Source organism: Marivirga sp. (assembly GCF_051117495.1).
Taxonomy (GTDB): domain Bacteria; phylum Bacteroidota; class Bacteroidia; order Cytophagales; family Cyclobacteriaceae; genus Marivirga.
The window spans coordinates 1-18,651 of sequence record NZ_JBNPEF010000022.1 but is presented as its reverse complement, the minus strand read 5'-3'; the positions used below and the strand labels follow the sequence as shown (position 1 = coordinate 18,651).

At 34.2% G+C, this 18,651-nt stretch carries 16 protein-coding genes; 6 read left to right on the top strand and 10 right to left on the bottom strand.

Translation table 11 applies throughout. The annotated features are described in order from the left end of the window. Positions 1–59 precede the first annotated feature (59 nt). The 3 genes from secDF to ACFE0M_RS12155 form a co-directional block, all read right to left on the bottom strand. On the bottom strand, positions 60–3,056 hold the full coding sequence (gene secDF, locus ACFE0M_RS12165) for a protein translocase subunit SecDF (RefSeq protein ID WP_434546040.1): 2,997 nt from the start codon (positions 3,054–3,056) through the stop codon (positions 60–62). A 144-nt stretch (positions 3,057–3,200) separates the two neighbouring features. Next, entirely contained in the window at positions 3,201–3,551 is a 351-nt protein-coding gene (locus tag ACFE0M_RS12160) for a hypothetical protein (protein WP_434546039.1), read from the bottom strand. Positions 3,552–3,685: 134 nt separating this feature from the next. Continuing rightward, entirely contained in the window at positions 3,686–4,909 is a 1,224-nt protein-coding gene (locus ACFE0M_RS12155) for a sensor histidine kinase (protein ID WP_434546038.1), read from the bottom strand. Between the two features lie 146 nt (positions 4,910–5,055). Between ACFE0M_RS12155 and ACFE0M_RS12150 the strand changes: the two genes are divergently transcribed. Beyond that, positions 5,056–5,742: a DUF6962 family protein gene (locus tag ACFE0M_RS12150; RefSeq protein WP_434546037.1), complete on the top strand. Its 687-nt coding sequence runs from the start codon at positions 5,056–5,058 to the stop codon at positions 5,740–5,742. A 302-nt stretch (positions 5,743–6,044) separates the two neighbouring features. Here ACFE0M_RS12150 and ACFE0M_RS12145 read toward each other — a convergent pair whose 3' ends face one another. Further along, positions 6,045–6,647: a DUF3244 domain-containing protein gene (locus ACFE0M_RS12145; RefSeq protein WP_434546036.1), complete on the bottom strand. Its 603-nt coding sequence runs from the start codon at positions 6,645–6,647 to the stop codon at positions 6,045–6,047. A gap of 166 nt (positions 6,648–6,813) precedes the next feature. Here ACFE0M_RS12145 and ACFE0M_RS12140 point away from each other — a divergent pair, with 166 nt between their 5' ends. Both ACFE0M_RS12140 and ACFE0M_RS12135 read left to right on the top strand, forming a co-directional pair. Further along, entirely contained in the window at positions 6,814–7,686 is an 873-nt protein-coding gene (locus tag ACFE0M_RS12140; protein WP_434546035.1) for an AraC family transcriptional regulator, read from the top strand. Between the two features lie 149 nt (positions 7,687–7,835). Continuing rightward, positions 7,836–8,042 carry a hypothetical protein gene (locus ACFE0M_RS12135; protein WP_434546034.1) on the top strand — a complete coding sequence of 69 codons (207 nt, stop codon included), beginning with the start codon at positions 7,836–7,838 and terminating at the stop codon, positions 8,040–8,042. Between the two features lie 23 nt (positions 8,043–8,065). On the opposite strand, the gene ACFE0M_RS12130 is transcribed toward ACFE0M_RS12135, so the two are convergent. Together ACFE0M_RS12130 and ACFE0M_RS12125 are read right to left on the bottom strand one after the other, a co-directional pair. Further along, positions 8,066–9,274, bottom strand: a complete 1,209-nt coding sequence (locus tag ACFE0M_RS12130) for an NAD(P)-dependent oxidoreductase (RefSeq protein ID WP_434546033.1) — start codon at positions 9,272–9,274, stop codon at positions 8,066–8,068. A gap of 193 nt (positions 9,275–9,467) precedes the next feature. Then, on the bottom strand, positions 9,468–10,115 hold the full coding sequence (locus tag ACFE0M_RS12125; RefSeq protein ID WP_434546032.1) for a deoxynucleoside kinase: 648 nt from the start codon (positions 10,113–10,115) through the stop codon (positions 9,468–9,470). Positions 10,116–10,359: 244 nt separating this feature from the next. Between ACFE0M_RS12125 and ACFE0M_RS12120 the strand changes: the two genes are divergently transcribed. Further along, positions 10,360–11,118, top strand: a complete 759-nt coding sequence (locus ACFE0M_RS12120; RefSeq protein WP_434546031.1) for a bacteriorhodopsin-like — start codon at positions 10,360–10,362, stop codon at positions 11,116–11,118. A 55-nt stretch (positions 11,119–11,173) separates the two neighbouring features. On the opposite strand, the gene ACFE0M_RS12115 is transcribed toward ACFE0M_RS12120, so the two are convergent. Further along, positions 11,174–11,845 carry a DUF2461 domain-containing protein gene (locus ACFE0M_RS12115; protein WP_434546030.1) on the bottom strand — a complete coding sequence of 224 codons (672 nt, stop codon included), beginning with the start codon at positions 11,843–11,845 and terminating at the stop codon, positions 11,174–11,176. 81 nt (positions 11,846–11,926) lie between these two features. On the opposite strand from ACFE0M_RS12115, the gene ACFE0M_RS12110 reads away from it, so the two are divergent. Then, the gene (locus ACFE0M_RS12110; protein WP_434546029.1) at positions 11,927–13,123 is read left to right on the top strand and encodes a DnaJ domain-containing protein; all 1,197 of its coding nucleotides are present in this window, start codon (positions 11,927–11,929) and stop codon (positions 13,121–13,123) included. A 79-nt stretch (positions 13,124–13,202) separates the two neighbouring features. Beyond that, on the top strand, positions 13,203–14,432 hold the full coding sequence (locus ACFE0M_RS12105) for a M28 family metallopeptidase (protein WP_434546028.1): 1,230 nt from the start codon (positions 13,203–13,205) through the stop codon (positions 14,430–14,432). Here the strand turns inward: ACFE0M_RS12105 and ACFE0M_RS12100 are convergent, their stop codons facing one another. From ACFE0M_RS12100 to ACFE0M_RS12090, 3 genes are all read right to left on the bottom strand, one after another. Further along, positions 14,433–15,656 carry a glycosyltransferase family 4 protein gene (locus tag ACFE0M_RS12100; protein ID WP_434546027.1) on the bottom strand — a complete coding sequence of 408 codons (1,224 nt, stop codon included), beginning with the start codon at positions 15,654–15,656 and terminating at the stop codon, positions 14,433–14,435. 96 nt (positions 15,657–15,752) lie between these two features. Then, a complete protein-coding gene (locus ACFE0M_RS12095) occupies positions 15,753–17,225 on the bottom strand; it encodes a glycoside hydrolase family 32 protein (RefSeq protein WP_434546026.1) in 1,473 nt (490 codons plus the stop codon). Positions 17,226–17,376: 151 nt separating this feature from the next. Beyond that, a complete protein-coding gene (locus ACFE0M_RS12090) occupies positions 17,377–18,357 on the bottom strand; it encodes a YpdA family putative bacillithiol disulfide reductase (protein WP_434546025.1) in 981 nt (326 codons plus the stop codon). Positions 18,358–18,651: the final 294 nt, after the last annotated feature.

Sequence of the window (18,651 nt, the reverse complement as noted above, 5' to 3'; positions counted from 1 at the left end):
AATAAAAAAGCCGAATCAGATTGCTCCGATTCGGCTTTTAATTTTAAATTATAATTATATTAAGCTTCAACAGCTTTTTTCTTTTTCTTAGCTAAATCCAACACAACAGGAGTTGCAATGAAGATGGAAGAGTAAGTACCTACTAAAATACCCACCAACAAAGCAAATGAGAATCCTCTTAGTACCTCTCCACCGAAGATGAACAAGATTAAGATTACCACTAAAGTAGTAACGGAAGTCATTAATGTTCTACTGATGGTATTGTTAATGGCAGTATTGAAAGTCTCCACATTGGATGCTTTAGATTTGATGCCTAAGGTCTCTCTAATCCTATCAAATACAACCACTGTATCATTGATAGAGTAACCAATTACGGTCAAAATTGCCGCAATAAATACCTGATCGATTTCAAATGAGAATCCAAGCAGTTTTGCAATGGCAAATGCCGACAATACAAATAAGGTATCATGGAACAAGGCTACGACAGCACCTAAACCAAATTGCCACCTTCTAAACCTGATTAGGATATAAATAAAGATTGCGATCAAGGCAAATATTACTGATTCTTGTGAAGAATTTCGAATGTCATCCGCAATGGTTGCACCAACTTTGGAAGAGCCACTGATCGTGAAATTGGAATTATCAACAGCAGTTTCATCTTCCACGTATTTCATACCAGTTGCTTCGGCAATTCCATCAATGATTTTAGTTTTTACTTCAATATCCGCTTCTGTGGATTCTTCGTTAACCAAATAAGAAGTCGTCACTTTTAGGATATTATTGGCACCGTAAGTTTTAACCTCAGTCCCTGCATCCTCTAATTTTCCATCTAAAGCTACTTTCAAGCTTGTAGTCTCTACTTGCTCTGCAAATCTAACGATATAAGAACGGCCTCCAGTAAAATCAACACCTAAAGTCAATCCTTTGGTTACCATTAGAACAATACCGATTGCAATCACAATTCCTGATCCGATATAAGCCATTTTTCTTTTGCTCATAAAGTTGAAATTAATATTGCTCAATAAGTTTTTAGAGAAAGGAGTAGCAAATGAAATTTTGCTTTGATCTCCCTTTTTGCTCATCCAGCTTACAATTACTCTGGTGATGAAAACTGCTGAGAAGAATGAACAAGCAATACCAATCATTAAGGTAATAGCAAATCCTTTAACAGGCCCTTGACCCAACCAATATAAGATGGCACCAGTTAAGAAGGTAGTTACATTGGCATCTACAATTGAACTGTAAGCCTTTTCATAACCAGAGGTAATGGCTTTTAATAATGGAGAGCCAGCTCGCATTTCTTCTCTAATCCGCTCAAAAATCAGAACGTTGGCATCAATGGACATACCGATCGTTAACACAATACCTGCAATACCTGGTAGTGTAAGGGCCGCATTCAGCTGTGCTAAAATTCCCAAAATAAAGAAGATGTTGAATACCAAGGCAATATTGGCAATTAAACCACCTTTGGCATAATAGGCTATCATAAAAATTAATACCATACCCAAACCAGCCACAATGGAAATAATACCTTGAGCTCTTGCTTCTTTACCCAAAGTTGGGCCAATGATTGCTTCCTCCACAATTCTGGTTGGAGCAGGTAGTGAACCAGCTTTTAAGATGTTTGCCAAATCCTTAGCCTCTTCCATCGTGAAATTACCTTGAATGATGGATTTCCCATTAGGGATTTCACTGTTCACCACTGGCGCTGAATAAACATAATTATCCAAAACAATCGCAATTCTATTATTGATGTTTTCTCTTGTGATTTTCGCCCATTTTCTAGCTCCAGTTGGATCCATGCTCATATCAACTGCTGGTTGACCTACTTCGTCAAAAGTTTGTCTGGCATCGTTAACCACTTCACCAGTTAGTAAAGCTTGGTTTCCTCTTTGAGTTCTGACTACATAAAGCTCCAATAACTCCGTTCCATCATCCAATTTTCTTGGCTTCACATCCCATAGAAGCCTTGTGTTTCTAGGAAATAGCGCTTGAATATCTTCTCTTTGGATAATATCATTGATTTTAGCCGTATCCGTAATTTCATAAATTAATCCGTTTTGGCTTCTGATTAAACTGAAAAGTGGTGATACGTTTTGAGCATTTTCCAATGAATCAAGATTAGCGTCAGCTGTATCCGTTTCTTTTCCTTCAACTGCAGTGGTATCAGCCTCATCATCTTGCAATAGATCAGCCAAGTTTCCGCTTTCTTCTTCTGAAGCTTCAGTTGAATCATCTGAACCCAATTCATTTTTCTGATTGGCCTTTTGTTCTGCTACTAAAATTTCATTGGCTGCTGTAAGTGCTTCCGAAACCTCATTGATTGCTACTACTTGTAAAAACTCCAACTTCGCAACACCTTGCAATAGTTTCTTAACTCTTTCCGGATTGTCAACGCCTGGTAATTCAATTTGAATCCTACCAGTATTTTCTAATTTTTGGATGTTGGGTTGAGAAGTACCAAATCTATCTATCCTTGTTCTTAAGATATTGAAAGAACGATCAATTGCATCATCAACCTCAGAACGAATAATCCTTAAAACCTCAGTATCATCTGTCTGAAAGCTAATTCTATCCCTATTAGCGGAAGTCGCAAAGAACTCACTTAATTTTTTGTCAGGGTTTTCTTCCTGAAAAGCTTGATAGAATAAATCTACAAAAGAACCTTGACTTGTTTTTTGTCTTTCTCTTGCGGTTTCTAAAGCATTAATTAATGCTTCATCCTCATTATTACCACTTAAGCCTTTTATGATATCCACCGGAGACACTTCCAAAGTTACGTGCATACCGCCTTGTAAATCCAGACCTAAGTTTAACTCCATATCCTGAACTTCCTTATAGGTGAATTCTACTCCTAAAAGGTTGTAAACAGGAACATTATAAACGGAATCTAAATAATTCTGTCTCTTGGCATAGTCAATATTTCCAGCCTCATCTGTGGCTTGTTCTGTGGCATCTTCTTTTATGCCGTTTGAAACGAAGGTAAATGACAAATAATAGACACATAATAATGTGACTATGGCTGTCATAAACACGATAAATCCTCTGTTTTTCATCTGTATTTATTGTTTATTTAATTATTGTGATTTTTTAAATCGGTCATAAAAAATGAATGCGATTTAAATTTTAATTTTTTAAAAAAATTGGGTGAAATCTTGATATGAAATAGTCAAGATTATGATTTGATAGCTCAAAAACTATTATGGCGCATTTGGTGATATGATGAGCCTAAATAATGTATGGAAAAAATTATGATAAGCTTTTTCCACGTATTCCAATAAAGTAAAATCCTCTTTATCGGGATTTGGAATTTCTAGTAAAAGATCAAAAGAGTGGAATAAATTAAATTGCATTACCGGCAAAAGCACGTCATAAGCCATGACATGATATTCCGCATTTGGTTTTTCTTGATCTTTTTGCTCTGTTTTATCTGCCTTTTCAGAGTTTTCTGCAACATAAGGTTGCTGAAAAAACAATAACATAGCCATTGCCAGTCCAAATATTAGACTGCCATTTCTCTTAAAAGATTGTATGTTATTTTTGTTTTTCATTCTATGGGATGCAAATGTAGTTAAAATTCAGGAATTTCAATATAAATATCCAAAATCAAGCTTATTTAAATAAATTGGAATATACTTAAATCTGAAAGGAAGTTTGAAATGAAATTTTAAAGTATGCTTCCGCTTTACCTTTTTAAGATTATTCTAAAGGTCGTGCCTTTATTGATAACTGATTCTTTTACCGATATTTTACCATTATGGTAATTCTCAATGATTCTCTTAGCGAGGGTAAGGCCCAGGCCCCATCCTCTTTTTTTGGTGGAAAAACCAGGTTGGAATATCTCTTTTATTTTGCTGGAAGGTATTCCTTTTCCCGTATCGCTGATATCAATTAAAGCATCTCCGTATTTTCCTTCTTTTAAGGTAATGGTGATTTCCCCTTCACCGCTCATGGCGTCAATGGCATTTTTGCATAAGTTTTCAATCACCCAATCGAAAAGAGGCTTGTTGATATCGGCTGTAACTAAATCATCTTTGGAAATAAAATTGATTGCTACTTTTTTAGAGGTTCTTTTTTGTAAATAATTTACAGTCGATTGAATTAATTTAGAAATGTTTTCATCTTTTAAAACGGGGACGGAACCAATACTGGAAAATCTTGATGTTATTAATTCCAACTTACTGATGTCTTTCTCTAGTTCTTTTGTTACTTCTTTGTCTTTTAAATCATCATCAATTTTCATGATTTCCAGCCAAGCCATTAAAGATGAAAGTGGCGTCCCCAATTGATGTGCCGTTTCTTTTGCCAATCCGACCCAAACTTGATTCTGCTCTGCTTTTCTGGAATAAGAAAATGAAACGTAACCAAAAAATACAAAGGCGGCAATTACGGAAAGTTGAATATAAGGGTAGTATTTCAGTCTGTATATTAAATCAGAATTTCTATAATAAATATACTGATTATCACTTGAGTCATTTGATTCGGCTCCTGTAATCAAAATAGGCTCATATTCTTGCTCCATTATTTTGAGCTCATTTTTCAAAATTTGTTGCATGGCCTCCTTATCATTTTTACTACTATCGACTTTGATATTCCGGAAAATACTAGGGTTCCCATTGGCATCAGTCACAATTACCGGGATGGAATTATTTGGAGTAACGATTTCTTGAAAAATGAAGATTAAATTCTCGCTATTGTCAGGATCACTAGTGTATTCCAAAGTCTTTGCCCATAACTCAATGGAGCGTTCTTCTCTTTCCTTTAATTCTTCCACTATACTATTGGTATAAAGGACTGAAGCAATCCCTATAATCAATGAAAACACCAAGGCTATCCATTTTAAAGCAGCTTTGCTTTGATAAAAGGAGGAGGCATTGCCCATAAAAGGGTTTTCGGAACGGTTTACCATTGGTGTTAAAGAAGAAAATTATAAAGTTAAGCGAATAACGTAAAACTTTCACATTATTACTTCATGCTAAAAAGGAATTTGTTCGTTAATATAAGTATCAGTATTACATAAAGTAACCCTTAAGAAACTTTTTCGATAGATAATGTATGGAAAATATCGTGCAAATTGAATTATTTGGGCTTCGAATTGACGAACCTATAGTGACACTCACAGACCTTTTAGTAAGCTTTTTGTGTTTTTTATATTTCTACAAAATGTCCAAATCAAATGATAAAGGGAAGGTTTTCACCTATTTTAAATATTATTTCTTAGTTATGGGTTTGGCTACCACTTTTGGAGGTATAATAGGACATGCCTTTTACTACGAATTTACCAAAGTTTGGAAATTGATTGGCTGGATCATCAGTATGTTTGCCATAATGCTTATTGAAAGGGGGGCTATTGAGCATACCAGAATTGTCTTAAATAAGAAATATGTAAAGATTTTAGGAGTGGTCAATATTATAGAATTCCTGATTTTTCTAGGCTTGGTTTTATTTACATTGGATTTCTTCTATGTCCAACTTCATTCAGGCTATGGATTAATGTTCGTGGTATTTACTATTGAATTCCTATTGTTTCTGAAAACTAAAAATAAAGCAACACAATACATAATGGCAGGTATTGGCTTTGCGGCACTTTCGGCCTTGGTATTTGCAACCGAATTCAGTATTCACAGGTGGTTCAATTATTTATCATTAAGCCATGTAATGATGGCGGTGGCCACTGTTTTTATTTATGGTGGAGTGAAAAGAATTAAATTAAAAGATAATCAACCTAAAGAATATGCTTAGAAATTCTTTATTTAATGGAATAAATGAAGCTTCCATCTTTCATTATTTTGATAGATAGGGCTAGTCCTAGTTTTTATATTTATGCCTTTATCGAAATAGGTTAGATTTTCAAACATGATTCAAGTGGCTAGTGTGCGACCAACCATGGAATCCTCCTCGGTCGATCTGGCACATCGACCAAAAACCAAGATGAATAGTTTAAGTAAACCTGACAAAGTAAGATTAGTATAATTAGACATAAAAAAAGCCCGCCATCCTCCGATGGCGAGCCCTACTATGGAAACGACTAATTGAATACTTATTTAGAGGGTGATACTATGTTTAAAGTTCCTATCACCACTTTGAACTATGAATTGATAATTCCCTTTATCTAAAGAAGAGATATCATACCTTTTTTCAATTTCTGAACCATTGCCTAAATCTTCTTTATAAATAACATTACCTTTTTCATTGGTAATCATCACTTTAGTTGATTTAGCATTTAAATTCAAGTAATTGAAATCCACATTACCATTTTCATTTAATTTAAAGAATGGCTTGTGAACAGTAGTAAATTGGTCATGAGCTACCATTACAGAATCCCATGTGATTGTAATGGGCAACACTTCGATGTTTAATGCATTTTCAAGTTCTATTTTATAATGACCTGATGCTAAATTCTTTAAATCAAAGTTTTTCAAAATACCATTTACGTTTTCTACCGTTTCGCTGTAAATCACTTGGCCGAATTGATTTTTAATTTTTATATTAGTCATATCAGACTGAGCAGAGCCCACTCTTAAAGTGATCATTTTGTTTTCCTTGCTGGTCAATTTCACAAATGGGAAACCATCTGCAAAGCTCATTAATGGTAGTGCGATCAATGCGATGGCGATTACCGATTTTTGAATTTTTAAATTTTTCATAAGCTTTTTGTTTAAAGTACAATACAAATGTAGGGCGCTTTTTTGCAAGTAACTATGTGAAGATTTTCCAATATTAATACTATATTAACCTTTCGGTATTACCTTATTGTTATTGAGAGGTAAAATTCAATAACAATATGTAGATTTCAGCGTTATATAGGACATTATGCAATTTTATAAGCCAACACTCGAACAAATTGAACCAACCTTTGGAAGTTCTGTATTAATTAAAAAATTCGAACAGTCGAAACCCAATAAGGATCCTTTTTGGCATTTTCATCCTGAAATAGAATTGGTTTTTGTGAGAGGGGGAAATGGAAAACGCCATATTGGCAATCATATTTCTTATTATCAAGATGGTGATTTGATGTTGATTGGTTCTAATTTGCCTCATTATGGTTTCACGGATAGCCTTACTGGAAATGAATCAGAAACCATTATACAGATGAAAGAAGATTTTCCCGGGCCCGTTTTTCTAAACCTTCCTGAGATTCAGCCTATCAAACAATTGATAGAAAATGCCAAGTTAGGAATTGTTTTTACAGGTGATACCAAAAAGCGGATAGGAAATGAAATAGAAGCTTTGGTTGACAAACCCGCATTTGATAGATTAATTGGGCTGATTCAAATTTTAAAGGAGCTTTCTGAGATTAAGGATTATTATTTATTAAATTCTGAAGCGGTTTCTATTGAGGCAAAGGCCGTGGATCAACAAAGAGTAAACCTTATATATGATTTTGTAAAGGATCATTATAAAAGAAATATCCCATTAGAAGAGATTGCCGCTGAGGCCGCCATGACTGTTCCTGCTTTTTGTCGATATTTTAAAAGAATATCCAATAAAACATTTACTCATTTTGTAAATGAACATAGGGTAGTCCATGCTTCAAAATTACTTTCTGAGGGGAATCTAAATATCACGGATATTTGCTATGCTTGTGGTTTTAATAATATTTCCCATTTCAATAGGCAATTCAAGGAAATCACAGGCAAAAGCCCATCCGATTATAGAAAGGAGATAAGAAGAGTTGTTAGATAAATTTAATAATGTAGTAATTTTTACCTAAAAAGTAGAGCGGTTTAAGGAGATTACAAGAAAGTTTATCTAAAAAAAACATATTTTAATTATTTTTCGAAACATTGAAATTGAACAAAGCATCTATTATTTATTATTAAAATAAGATGCTTATGCCAATATTTACTTTAGTTTACAACAATAATTCAACTAAAAACTTCGAAGCGGAAAGCAAAGAATCTCTTATCAGGGATTTTAGTTTGGCAGATGCTACTGCTTTTCAAGAGAATGTGAAGGAAATCCGTTGGGAAGAAGAAAATTATTGTTGCGTTGAGTGCATTTCTAGTGGTAAAATCAACAAAACAGCAATAGAAAATTAATAAAAAATGATTAGGTTATAACTTTACTCCCCATCCACAAATCCCTGTAAATAGCTATATTTTTCTGTTAATTTGCCATTTTCCGCTATGGTTGCATTTTTGATTACATCTTCTTTGTCATTTCCCAAAAGATGAGGTAGCACATTTTCAATCAATTCATGTCCAAAACTTTCTGAAGCATCTCTAGGAAGTTCACAAGGGAGATTATCCACAGCCATTACAGTAATATTGCTTTCACCACTAAATTCAGGCTCAATTGTATCAGTATTGGGATTGTAATCATAGACAGGCTCATCCACTGTGGCGGGTTTTTTAGTGCTTGGAATAGAACCTTCTATGTCACAGGTGATGTCTCCAATAATTCTGGTTTTGAATTCAGGGCGCATGGCATCTTCTTTCGTAAATAAAACCGGTGCACGTGGATCCCAAAAAGCTCCTGCAATTAATACGTCAGCTACTTTGGCATATTTTAGGAAATCTCCTTCATAAAGCCCAGGGTTTTCATGGAATTCATTTCTATTATATGGGCTTCCATCTTTTTTCTTATGGTAAGTGTGGCTGTTCAACTGCGCAAATACAGGTCTGTCAAACCGCTCATTCAAAAATTCATAAGGGGTTACCTGTAAAATATCCAGTCCATACATGACTTCCATTGCTCCTTTGGCTACCCTACCACCCCCTGTAATGGCAATTTTGATTGCGGGGAGTTCCACTTTATCATATTCCGTTTTCATGTCTGCCAAATCGTAGCATTCATGTGCACGTCTAATATTGAATAGATTATATCTTTGGCCAAAAGTCCAAATTGTGTTGTATGCTCCCACTATCCCGGCAAATCGACCAAATGCCACAATTCTTTGATTGGTTTTAGGATCGAGCAAACATTCATAATCTACCAGTTTAATATTTTTCTTTAAAATTGTTTGTAATAGCTCTTGGTTATATTCTTGTTCTTTAATGGTGTGTGAAAAGAAAAAGTAAGTTTTTTCAGGTATTAATTTATCAATCGGAACTTCTTTAACCCCCATTAAAATATCACTATCACTTATGTCATCCACCATTTCAATGCCATGTTGCAGGTATTCTTCAGGCTTGAATACCCGCACATCACTTTTCTGTACCTTAACTTCAACTTCAAAATGGCTGGCCACTTTTTGACACTGAGCCGGAGTTAAAGGCGATCGCTTATCTACAGGAATTTTATCTTCTCTAATGATACCTATCTTCAACATAAAAAAATGAAATAATTACAATTGGAATAATTTCTAAAGTTATTAAAAATAGTGAAGGCTACATGAAATCAACATTAAAAATTCAGCTTTGAATTTTCAATCAATAAAGGAGGATGTTCCCAAAGTGTTCAGGAAGATCAAGTATGATATAGCCTGCCAAACTTTTCAACCTAGTAATTTAAAAGCAAATAATTTATTGATGAGAAAATAGTCCGTGCACCTCAGTATCAATTTTACTTACTATCAAGGCAAAATCTTCCACATTATTCAAATAATCAAGTTGGTTGACATCAATGATGATGAGTTTTCCAATATCATATTGTTTTACCCATGCCTCATAATGTTTGTTGAGGTTTTTCAAATATTCAATTCTGATGGTTTCTTCATAGTCCCTGCCTCTTTTTTCTATTTGACCAACTAATTTTGGGATATCAGCTCTCAAATAAATAAGCAAGTCCGGTGGGGTAATAACCGGAGACATGGAATCAAACAACTCTAAATAATTTTTATAATCGCGGTCAGACATATTGCCCGATTCATGTAAATTTTTGGCAAAGACATAGCAATCCTCATATATAGAGCGATCTTGAACAACTGTATGTTCACTTTCTCTAATTCTTTTTACTTGTTTTAACCGGCTATTTAAAAAATAGACTTGAAGATGAAAAGCCCATTGTTTCATGTCATTATAGAAGTCAACTAAATAGGGATTGTCTTCTACCGCCTCAAACTCAGTTCGCCAGCCATAATGGTGCGATAATTTGTTAGCTAATGTAGTCTTACCGGCTCCTATATTCCCGGCAATGGCTATATGTTTTAATTGATCAATTCTGTTTTCCATCTGAGCACAAAAGTAAAAAATATATGCTTTTCAAGAGTTATAAATAAAATTTAATCTTCAATAAATTATTATATAACTATTTGGGCCAATAGCAAAACAATTGTTTAACATTTAATGAAAATTTAGTATTAATGTTAAACATAAATACATAAAACATAAACATAATTATTTTTTTTAAACAATTATGAATAGCTTGTGTTTAAGGAAAATAACTAATTATTAAACACTATTAATTTTTAACACTATGGACTTATTATTCTTAGCAGATGTCATTGACATCAAATCGGATGATCCGGTAGCATTTACCTTCTTTACAGGGTATATGGCAATGTTCGCAGCTTCGGTGTTTTTCTTTTTTGAAAGACAGCAAGTTGATGGAAAGTGGAAAACTTCACTTTTAGTGTCTGGTTTAATTACCATGATTGCGGCTGTTCATTATTATTACATGCGTGATTACTACGCATCTACTGGTATGAACCCAACAGTTCTTCGTTATATTGACTGGACTCTAACAGTCCCGTTGATGTGTGTAGAATTTTACTTATTATTAAGACCTGCTGGAGCAAAACAAAGCTTTATGTGGAAATTGATTTTAGCATCTGTTGTAATGTTAGTAGCGGGTTATATCGGTGAAGCATTTACTGATGGTACAATGTTCCACTCAGTGTTATGGGGTGTAATATCCACTTTGGGTTACATTTACATTTTATATTCTGCATGGGCAGGAGAAGCAGCTCAATTGGCGAAAGCTAGCGGAAATGAATCAGTACAAAAAGGAATAAAAGCTTTGGCATGGTTTGTATTAGTGGGTTGGGCAATTTACCCAATCGGTTATATGGCAATGCCAGGCGGATGGTTAGGTCAAGACGGTTTAGGTTTATTACAACCTTCAAGTATGGACTTAATTTACAATATTGGTGATGCCATCAACAAAATCGGATTTGGTTTGGTTGTTTACGGTATTGCAATGAGCGAAACTAAAAGAGCTAAAGCATCAGCTTAATCATTTTTTTAGTTGAAAATTAGTTATAAAGGGGAATCAATTTTGATCCCTTTTTTTATTCAATATTTTCAATTGCTAAGCGTAAAAACTTATTGACAGGATAGGCTTTCTCAAATTTGTCAGCACAGAATTCAACTAATTCTTCGGAAGTAATTTTACTAGGTGGATATTGTTTCATAAAGTAAAACTGCTTTTGATACAGAATAGGAATTTCTTTCCCATATTCTTTAAAGGGAGCTTTAAGAATTTTATTCTTTTTCCCTTGAAGCGCTCCAAATTCTTTTTTAAAACCTTTCGCATTCAGCGCTTCCTTTAAATTCCCTTCATTGTAGAGAATTTCCTGTCTGACTTTATATATATTTTCCGTAGAAAGATCATAAAGGCCTCCGCCTAGCCAAATTCCCTCGGCATCAAAATGTACATAATAGCCAGGAAATTCTTCTTTTTTCGAAATTCTGGAAATAAAAGCTGCCACATTATTTTTATAGGGCTGTTTGTTCTTTGAAAACCGAATATCCCGATTGATCCTGAAGATGGCATCTTTGGGCTTTATCATTATTTCAGGGTCAAATTTTTGAATGGCAAGGATCAATTCACCCACAAATGATTTGAATGGCTCTTTGATTTCTCTTTCATACCGTTTTCTATTTTCATCAAACCATTCTTTATGATTGTTTTTCTCTAGTTCTTCGAAAAATTTTATAAAATCCTCAGTGAAATATGCCATAGTTTCTAAATATAATGGAACTAAATTAGCAATAAAAAATTGTTATGTTTGTTTAAGGTTTATTCAATTATTTTCTTCTGAATGGAAAATTACTATAAATTATTAGGGGTGAGTGAAATGGCTACTTTATTGGAGATAAAGTCTGCTTATAAAAGATTGGCCAAAGCTTACCATCCTGATATCAATCCTTCAATTCAAGCAGAGGAAAAATTCAAATTGATATCTACTGCCTATACGGTATTGAGCAATCATGAATTACGACAAGCTTATGATTTAAAACTTGCACAGGCACGCTTAAATGCTAAAAGAGCCAGTATAAGGGCACAAGAAAAAAAACAAAGCGCTTATAAAAATCCCTATCAAAATTATACTTATAGGCCACCGGTATATAGACCATCAAAAGATAAAAAAACGGAAAGAAAAGCAACCTTCTATGCCTTAGGTATTGTAGCTTCAGTTGCGATTTTGCTTTATATTGGCGTGAGTATTTTTGATTTTATTCAAGATAGAAAGCTTCAAAATAAAATCAGTCAGTTTGACGAACAAGTGCAACATGCTGATAGCCTTTATTATTCAGGAAAAGTGCAAGCAGCCTTAAATTTTATTGATAAAATTAAATCTTCCAATGAGGACTTTCAGGCTATAAAAAGGTACGAAATAGATTATTTGACTTTTAGAAGAGATCAAGCCAATATAGATTATAAAAATAAAGCCTTTCAAGATGCATTATGGGGGTATCTTTTTTTTATGGAATATAGCCAAAGTCAAAATCCTGATATGCAGTACAAATTGGCTGTTTGTTACAGAAATCTAAGAGAGCCCAATAAAGCTATTTTCATTCTCAATGAACTGATGAATAATAACTATAAAAGAATGCGGATGATTGCTTTGATTGGTGAAATTTATAAGGAGGAATTAAATGATCAGGAAGTAGCCATGCAATATTATCAAATGGGGTTGAGCAGTATTTTAGCGGAGTTTAAAAGTGTCTATGGAAATGCATATAGATTATTGGTTTCTGCAGAAAGGACTCCTGAAAGTTATAAATCTATCTATTTTAATGCAGCAGAAATTCTTTATCATCAGGAAGATTATAATCAAGCTTCCAAACTACTGGAGTGGGTTACATTCTTTAAACCCCAAAAACAAATAGCTTATAAATATTTAATCCATAGTTACTATCAGTTGGGAAATAAAAAGGAAGCTTGTGATGTTTTTAAAAAGGCAGAAAAGATGGATATTCGCCTACAATTAAAATTCGAATTAAATTGTAACTAAATGAAGTCTTAAAGGTCATCTCTAAATGATTATCTAAATTGACAACATTTGGTCAGATTAAATCCAAGATTCCATACAAATGAGAAACCTCTTAATTTTATTTTTTCTCTTAAAGCTTTCGATAGGCTTTGGCCAAAGTAATTTAGCTCAAGAACATCTTTCCATCCTAACTTCTGATTCCCTAGCAGGCAGAGGGTTCACAGAAAATGGCCAACAAAAAGCTGTAAATTTTATAGTTGATCAATTAAAGTCCTTTAAAGTAGAAGCAGGAGGGGAGAACGGGTTTACACAAGAATTATCATATCCAGTTAATACATTTCCCGGAAACGTACAGTTTTCAGTAGAGAATCAAAATGCTGTTAAAATTTATGCAACGGCCAAAGATTATCTTTTTCATTCAGCCTCAGCATCTATTGAAATGAAAGGGAAAATACAGAAAATTTCCATGGAACATCAATTTTCAAGAAAAGACAAAAAGGAAATATTTTACATTGAAAAAGGAGATGAAAATGCTAAGAAAATAGAGGAGCTAGTGACATCATTTTTGTTTGAATCTAAGTCAAATGGGAACTTATTGATTATTCAAGATAGCACTAAATGGAGTTGGTTTCCTTCTCCTCAATCATCTGAAAATGCGGTTATATACATTAAAGATAAACTTAAGGATAAGGCAGAGATTAGAGCGGTTAATGAGTCTGAATTTATATCGAATTTTAGGTCTTCAAATGTAATTGGAAAGATTCAAGGTCAAAAAAGTGATTCTGCTATTATGTTTTCTGCTCATTATGACCATTTAGGGAAGATGGGAAGTGCTATTTTCAGGGGGGCAAATGATAATGCATCAGGTGTGGTGATGTTGTTGGCACTGGCAAAATATTACGGGGAAAATCAACCCGAATTTGATACTTATTTTCTTTTTACCACTGCAGAAGAGATTGGATTGTTAGGCAGCTACTATTTTATTGAAAATTCTCCATTTGATTTAAGGAAAATTAAGATGTTGGTCAACTTAGATATGGTAGGAACAGGAGATGAAGGCATAACAGTGGTAAATGCTAAAAAACAAAACCGCTACTTTGAATTATTAGAGAAATTGAATAATGGAAGGATAACGGAAATCAAAGCAAGGGGAGAAGCTTGCAATAGCGACCATTGTCTGTTTGACAGAATCGGTATTCCTGCTGTTTTTATTTATACTTTAGGCGGAAAACAGGCCTATCATGATATTTATGACAATGGCGAAGGCTTAAGTTTAGCAGCATTTGACGAATTGCATGATTTGCTTATTGAAAGTATAAATCAATATTGATCATGCACTCAAACTAAAAATGGAACGAATTTCGGCCTCATGCTGATAGTTTTTGCCTTCGATAGCTTGCACAAAATGCTTGCTTAACTCAGCTCTGCTGAAAAATTGTTCTGCCGTAATTCTAGATGCTTTTTGATATTTCCTCAATAGTTCCGGAGAGTCAATAAAGGGCTTTATTTTTTCTCCAAATTCAGCCGGAAAATCCGAATCTGCAAAAAATCCGATATGTCGCTTTTCCACCAATCCTCTTATCCATCCTTGAATGTTGGTGATAATTAATTTACCTGAGGCAATAGCATCAAAGAATTTATTGGGGGAATTAGTCCTTAAAACTGGCTTGTGCAAAAATGATACATAGCAAGCATCTGTTACATTCATCACATCCCTTACATCTTCTTTAGTACCATAAGGAATAAAGAAAATATTTTTCAACTGATTTTTTGCTACATATGCTTTTACATCTGGCAGACTGGATCCTTCACCCATTATCAAAAACCGAATGGGTAGGTGAGCAGATAGTTCAGCACATTTTATCAAGCTCATTAAATCATTTACTGGTCCAACAGCCCCAAAGTAACTTACCACGAATTTGTTTTTTACCCCATATTGCAAAACCAAATCCTCATCTTTTTCTTCCACCAATTCAAAGAAGTCACAATCAGCCATATTGGGGATTAATTCCACCTTTACTTCCGAGGCTCTTTTTTCAATATGGTTTCGCATACCAGGGGAAAGGGCAATGACTCTCTCGGCATTTTTATAAAATTTTAATTCCTGTTTTTCAAGCCAAAATTTTAGTAATGGATTTTTAATTACGCCCATCTGTATTGGGGCTTCTGGCCACAAATCGCGCACTTCGAAAATATAAGGAATGCTAAATTTGTTTTTCGCCCAAAGAGCAATAAAGCCAACAGTAAGTGGAGTGCTGGTAGCAATTATTTTATCATAATCATGATGTTTCAAGATAAATTTCTTGCATAGCAGAATGAAATTAAGGAAAGCTTTAATTCTTTTAATGAAGCCGAATTGGTTTTCATAATGTACTGGCAAATAATGCACCATTAACCCATCCATTTTTTTAGAAACGGTTTTTATTTCATTATGAGCAGTCAACATTTCTACTTCATGCCCTTTGGCCTTTAGGGCTTGAGCCATGAAGTAAGAGCGATTGGCACCGCCTTCATCTGGTGTTTTAAAATATTGATGGATATATAGGATTTTCATTCAATCGCTAAAGTAGTGGGTTTACCCTAATTACAACAAAAAAGAGGGTATAAAATTCTTTTGGTTTTCGAAACTAGCAATATGAAGATTTAAGAATTACCAAATTGATTTAAAATCAGAGGCTTTTATATTGGCAGTCATGTTTTTGTTAGAGGTTATTTTCATTCGATTCAAATCCTTCTTTCCAAAATAAAGTGCTGTCATAACCAGTTCTCCTTCATTTATGAAAATCTCCAAAGAAGAAGCATCTTTATAAATTTCTATTTTTAACTGATCTGAACTGAAGTTCAATGGAGCTTTTTGAACTGTTTTAAATTTTGGTGAAAAATTATGATTTTCAATCAGTGACCGGTCTAATGATACTATATCCTCCTCGAAATTAATATTGAATAATAATTCCTCACCATTGTCATTAAAGAAAGTAATTTCAATTCCTTTATGATCTTCAAATGAGTTTTTAAAATTTATTTCAGTCAATTCGGAAGCTTTTTTTATTTGAAAGCTATCTTGTTCAACAATTTCCCAATCATAGGATTTTTTTTGAAGGTGGTTTTTGTAATTTTCTATTGGCTTATTAATTAAACGAAGCGTACCATTTACATTTGCTAATGATAATTCTCTGGCTATCGTCATCGCACTTCTCCAATTTTCGGTAGGTACTATGTTGGCATAATCCCAATTGCTCATCCAGCCTAAGAATATCTTTTTATCATCTACATTAGACCATGTGACCCCTGCATAGTTATCGGTGCCGTAATCAATCCATAATGTTTCTTCTTGTGCTGTAGTAAAATTTTCCCCATCAAAATCGCCAATAAAGTATTGGGTAGCTGAACCACCGTTTGGCCCTCCTGGATTAATACTTACGAGCAATACCCATTTTTCCTCACCTGCAATTTCAAGCGGAAATAAATCAGGACATTCCCAAACACCTCCGTGTGCCCCCTTTTCTTGACCAAAATCACTTTCAAAATTCCATTCCAGTAAATCAGTAGAAGAGTAAAAACTAATTTTATCCTTAACGGCAAGCGACATAATCCATTTTTGACTTTTTTCGTGCCATCTTACTTTTGGGTCTCTAAAATCTTTTATTCCTGGGTTTTTAAGGACTGGATTACCTTTATATTTTTGCCAGGTTCGTCCACTGTCAACACTAAATGCAATCCCCTGGGTTTGGTATTTATTGCCTCCTGCTTCTTCTAGTTTTGCATTGTGGTAAGTGTAAATGGCTATCAAGGGAGGATTATCTTTAGTACCTAATCCGGATGTATTATTTTGATCTAAGACCGCACTTCCACTAAAAATTGTCCCTAAGCTATCAGGATAAAGCGCAATGGGTAAATGTTTCCAGTGCACCAAGTCTTTACTAACAGCATGTCCCCAATGCATTGGTCCCCAAACAGTAGAGTCAGGATTATGCTGGTAAAACAAATGATATTCTCCTGCATAATAGACCATTCCGTTGGGGTCGTTCATCCATCCGGAAGCAGGTGTGAAATGATATTGAGGTCTATACTTTTCTTGATATTCAGAGGACTTACTTTGTTCCTCCTTTTGATCGACCTCCATACAAGAAGTTATTAAAATAGAGACAAATAAAAGTAGGAGGTATTTTTGAAGATTCATAAAACTAAAATGATTAAGGATTATAATTGGAATTAAATATAACCATATAAAACAGTTTAAGGCAAATATGTAATGCAAATAAGTATATGATGTGTTAGATCACAGATAACCTTTTACTTTTAATATTTTCCACAATCATGTCAGCATGCACACGGCTATTCTCTATAAACCATTTATTGGTTTCCATTCCACCGCAGATAACTCCTGCTAAATAAACACCCTCTACATTGGTCTCCATGGTTTTAGCATCATAAACTGGAGCAAAAGGAGGTTCATTTATTTTTTTGACTCCCATTTCACTTAAGAAGTGATAATTAGGCTCATATCCTGTCATGGCCAATACAAAATCATTTTTTAATGTCTTTTTGCCTTCTGGAGTTTCGATATCAATTTCATTTTCCCGGATGGCTATAATTTCACTTTGGAAATATGCTTTTATACTTCCTTCTTTAATTCGATTTTCAATATCCGGTTTAACCCAATATTTCACAGTTTTACGGATTTCTTCCTCCCTAATCACCATGGTGACTTCCTTGGCGCCTTTTCGATAGCATTCTAAAGCAGCATCTACAGCAGAGTTGGCCGCGCCCACAATGGCTAATTTCATATCGTAATATGGGTGGGCTTCTTTATAATAATGAGAAACTTTTGGTAAATCCTCTCCCGGAATTCCTAATTTATGGGGTAGATCATAAAAACCAGTAGCTACAATAATATTTTCAGCTTGAACTTCAAATTTATCGGTAGTAATTTTAAAACCATTATCGTTTTTATCTACCTTTTTTACAGCATTGTATAAAGAGGTATTCAATTGATGTGAACTGGCAACTCTTCTGTAATATTCCAATGCCTCCATTCTAGTGGGTTTAGGGTTGTGGGAAATAAAGGGAACTCCACCAATTTCCAATTTATCGGAAGTACTGAAAAAAGTCATGCCATAGGGATAATGGTAAAGCGAGTTTACCAATGTGCCTTTGTCAACGATCAGATAAGATAAGCCTTCAGACTCCGCTTTTATTCCACAAGCTAAGCCAATAGGCCCTGCGCCAATTATTAAAACATCTATATTTTGCATCTAATTAATATCTTGAGTTGCTATCAATATCTTAATTAATACGATAAGTGTACTGAAAGTTTTGGGAAATGCGCTTTTTATGAAGATTCTTATGATTTAAGAAGAAAGACAGCCACCAGCTAGAGCAGTCTACTCCAAACAAGTTTTTCGCTTAAGCGAAAAACCTGTTGTTTTCTTTTGCCTCTCGTATGTTTGATTCAGTTTACCAGCAACGAAATAATAGATAAATTTGGCAAAAAACAAGGAAAGGGTAGGAATAGCATTTTGTGTGAGATAACAGTTTTGTATATCGGA

Bases quoted from the DNA above. Each gene is read 5' to 3' on its own strand.
- ACFE0M_RS12090 (WP_434546025.1), bottom strand. From the start codon at position 18,357: ATGCAAAATATAGATGTTTTAATAATTGGCGCAGGGCCTATTGGCTTA.
- ACFE0M_RS12105 (WP_434546028.1), top strand. From the start codon at position 13,203: ATGAGAAACCTCTTAATTTTATTTTTTCTCTTAAAGCTTTCGATAGGC.
- secDF (WP_434546040.1), bottom strand. From the start codon at position 3,056: ATGAAAAACAGAGGATTTATCGTGTTTATGACAGCCATAGTCACATTA.
- ACFE0M_RS12110 (WP_434546029.1), top strand. From the start codon at position 11,927: ATGGAAAATTACTATAAATTATTAGGGGTGAGTGAAATGGCTACTTTA.
- ACFE0M_RS12120 (WP_434546031.1), top strand. From the start codon at position 10,360: ATGGACTTATTATTCTTAGCAGATGTCATTGACATCAAATCGGATGAT.
- ACFE0M_RS12155 (WP_434546038.1), bottom strand. From the start codon at position 4,909: ATGGTAAACCGTTCCGAAAACCCTTTTATGGGCAATGCCTCCTCCTTT.
- ACFE0M_RS12100 (WP_434546027.1), bottom strand. From the start codon at position 15,656: ATGAAAATCCTATATATCCATCAATATTTTAAAACACCAGATGAAGGC.
- ACFE0M_RS12135 (WP_434546034.1), top strand. From the start codon at position 7,836: ATGCCAATATTTACTTTAGTTTACAACAATAATTCAACTAAAAACTTC.
- ACFE0M_RS12125 (WP_434546032.1), bottom strand. From the start codon at position 10,115: ATGGAAAACAGAATTGATCAATTAAAACATATAGCCATTGCCGGGAAT.
- ACFE0M_RS12140 (WP_434546035.1), top strand. From the start codon at position 6,814: ATGCAATTTTATAAGCCAACACTCGAACAAATTGAACCAACCTTTGGA.
- ACFE0M_RS12130 (WP_434546033.1), bottom strand. From the start codon at position 9,274: ATGTTGAAGATAGGTATCATTAGAGAAGATAAAATTCCTGTAGATAAG.
- ACFE0M_RS12115 (WP_434546030.1), bottom strand. From the start codon at position 11,845: ATGGCATATTTCACTGAGGATTTTATAAAATTTTTCGAAGAACTAGAG.
- ACFE0M_RS12160 (WP_434546039.1), bottom strand. From the start codon at position 3,551: ATGAAAAACAAAAATAACATACAATCTTTTAAGAGAAATGGCAGTCTA.
- ACFE0M_RS12095 (WP_434546026.1), bottom strand. From the start codon at position 17,225: ATGGAGGTCGATCAAAAGGAGGAACAAAGTAAGTCCTCTGAATATCAA.
- ACFE0M_RS12150 (WP_434546037.1), top strand. From the start codon at position 5,056: ATGGAAAATATCGTGCAAATTGAATTATTTGGGCTTCGAATTGACGAA.
- ACFE0M_RS12145 (WP_434546036.1), bottom strand. From the start codon at position 6,647: ATGAAAAATTTAAAAATTCAAAAATCGGTAATCGCCATCGCATTGATC.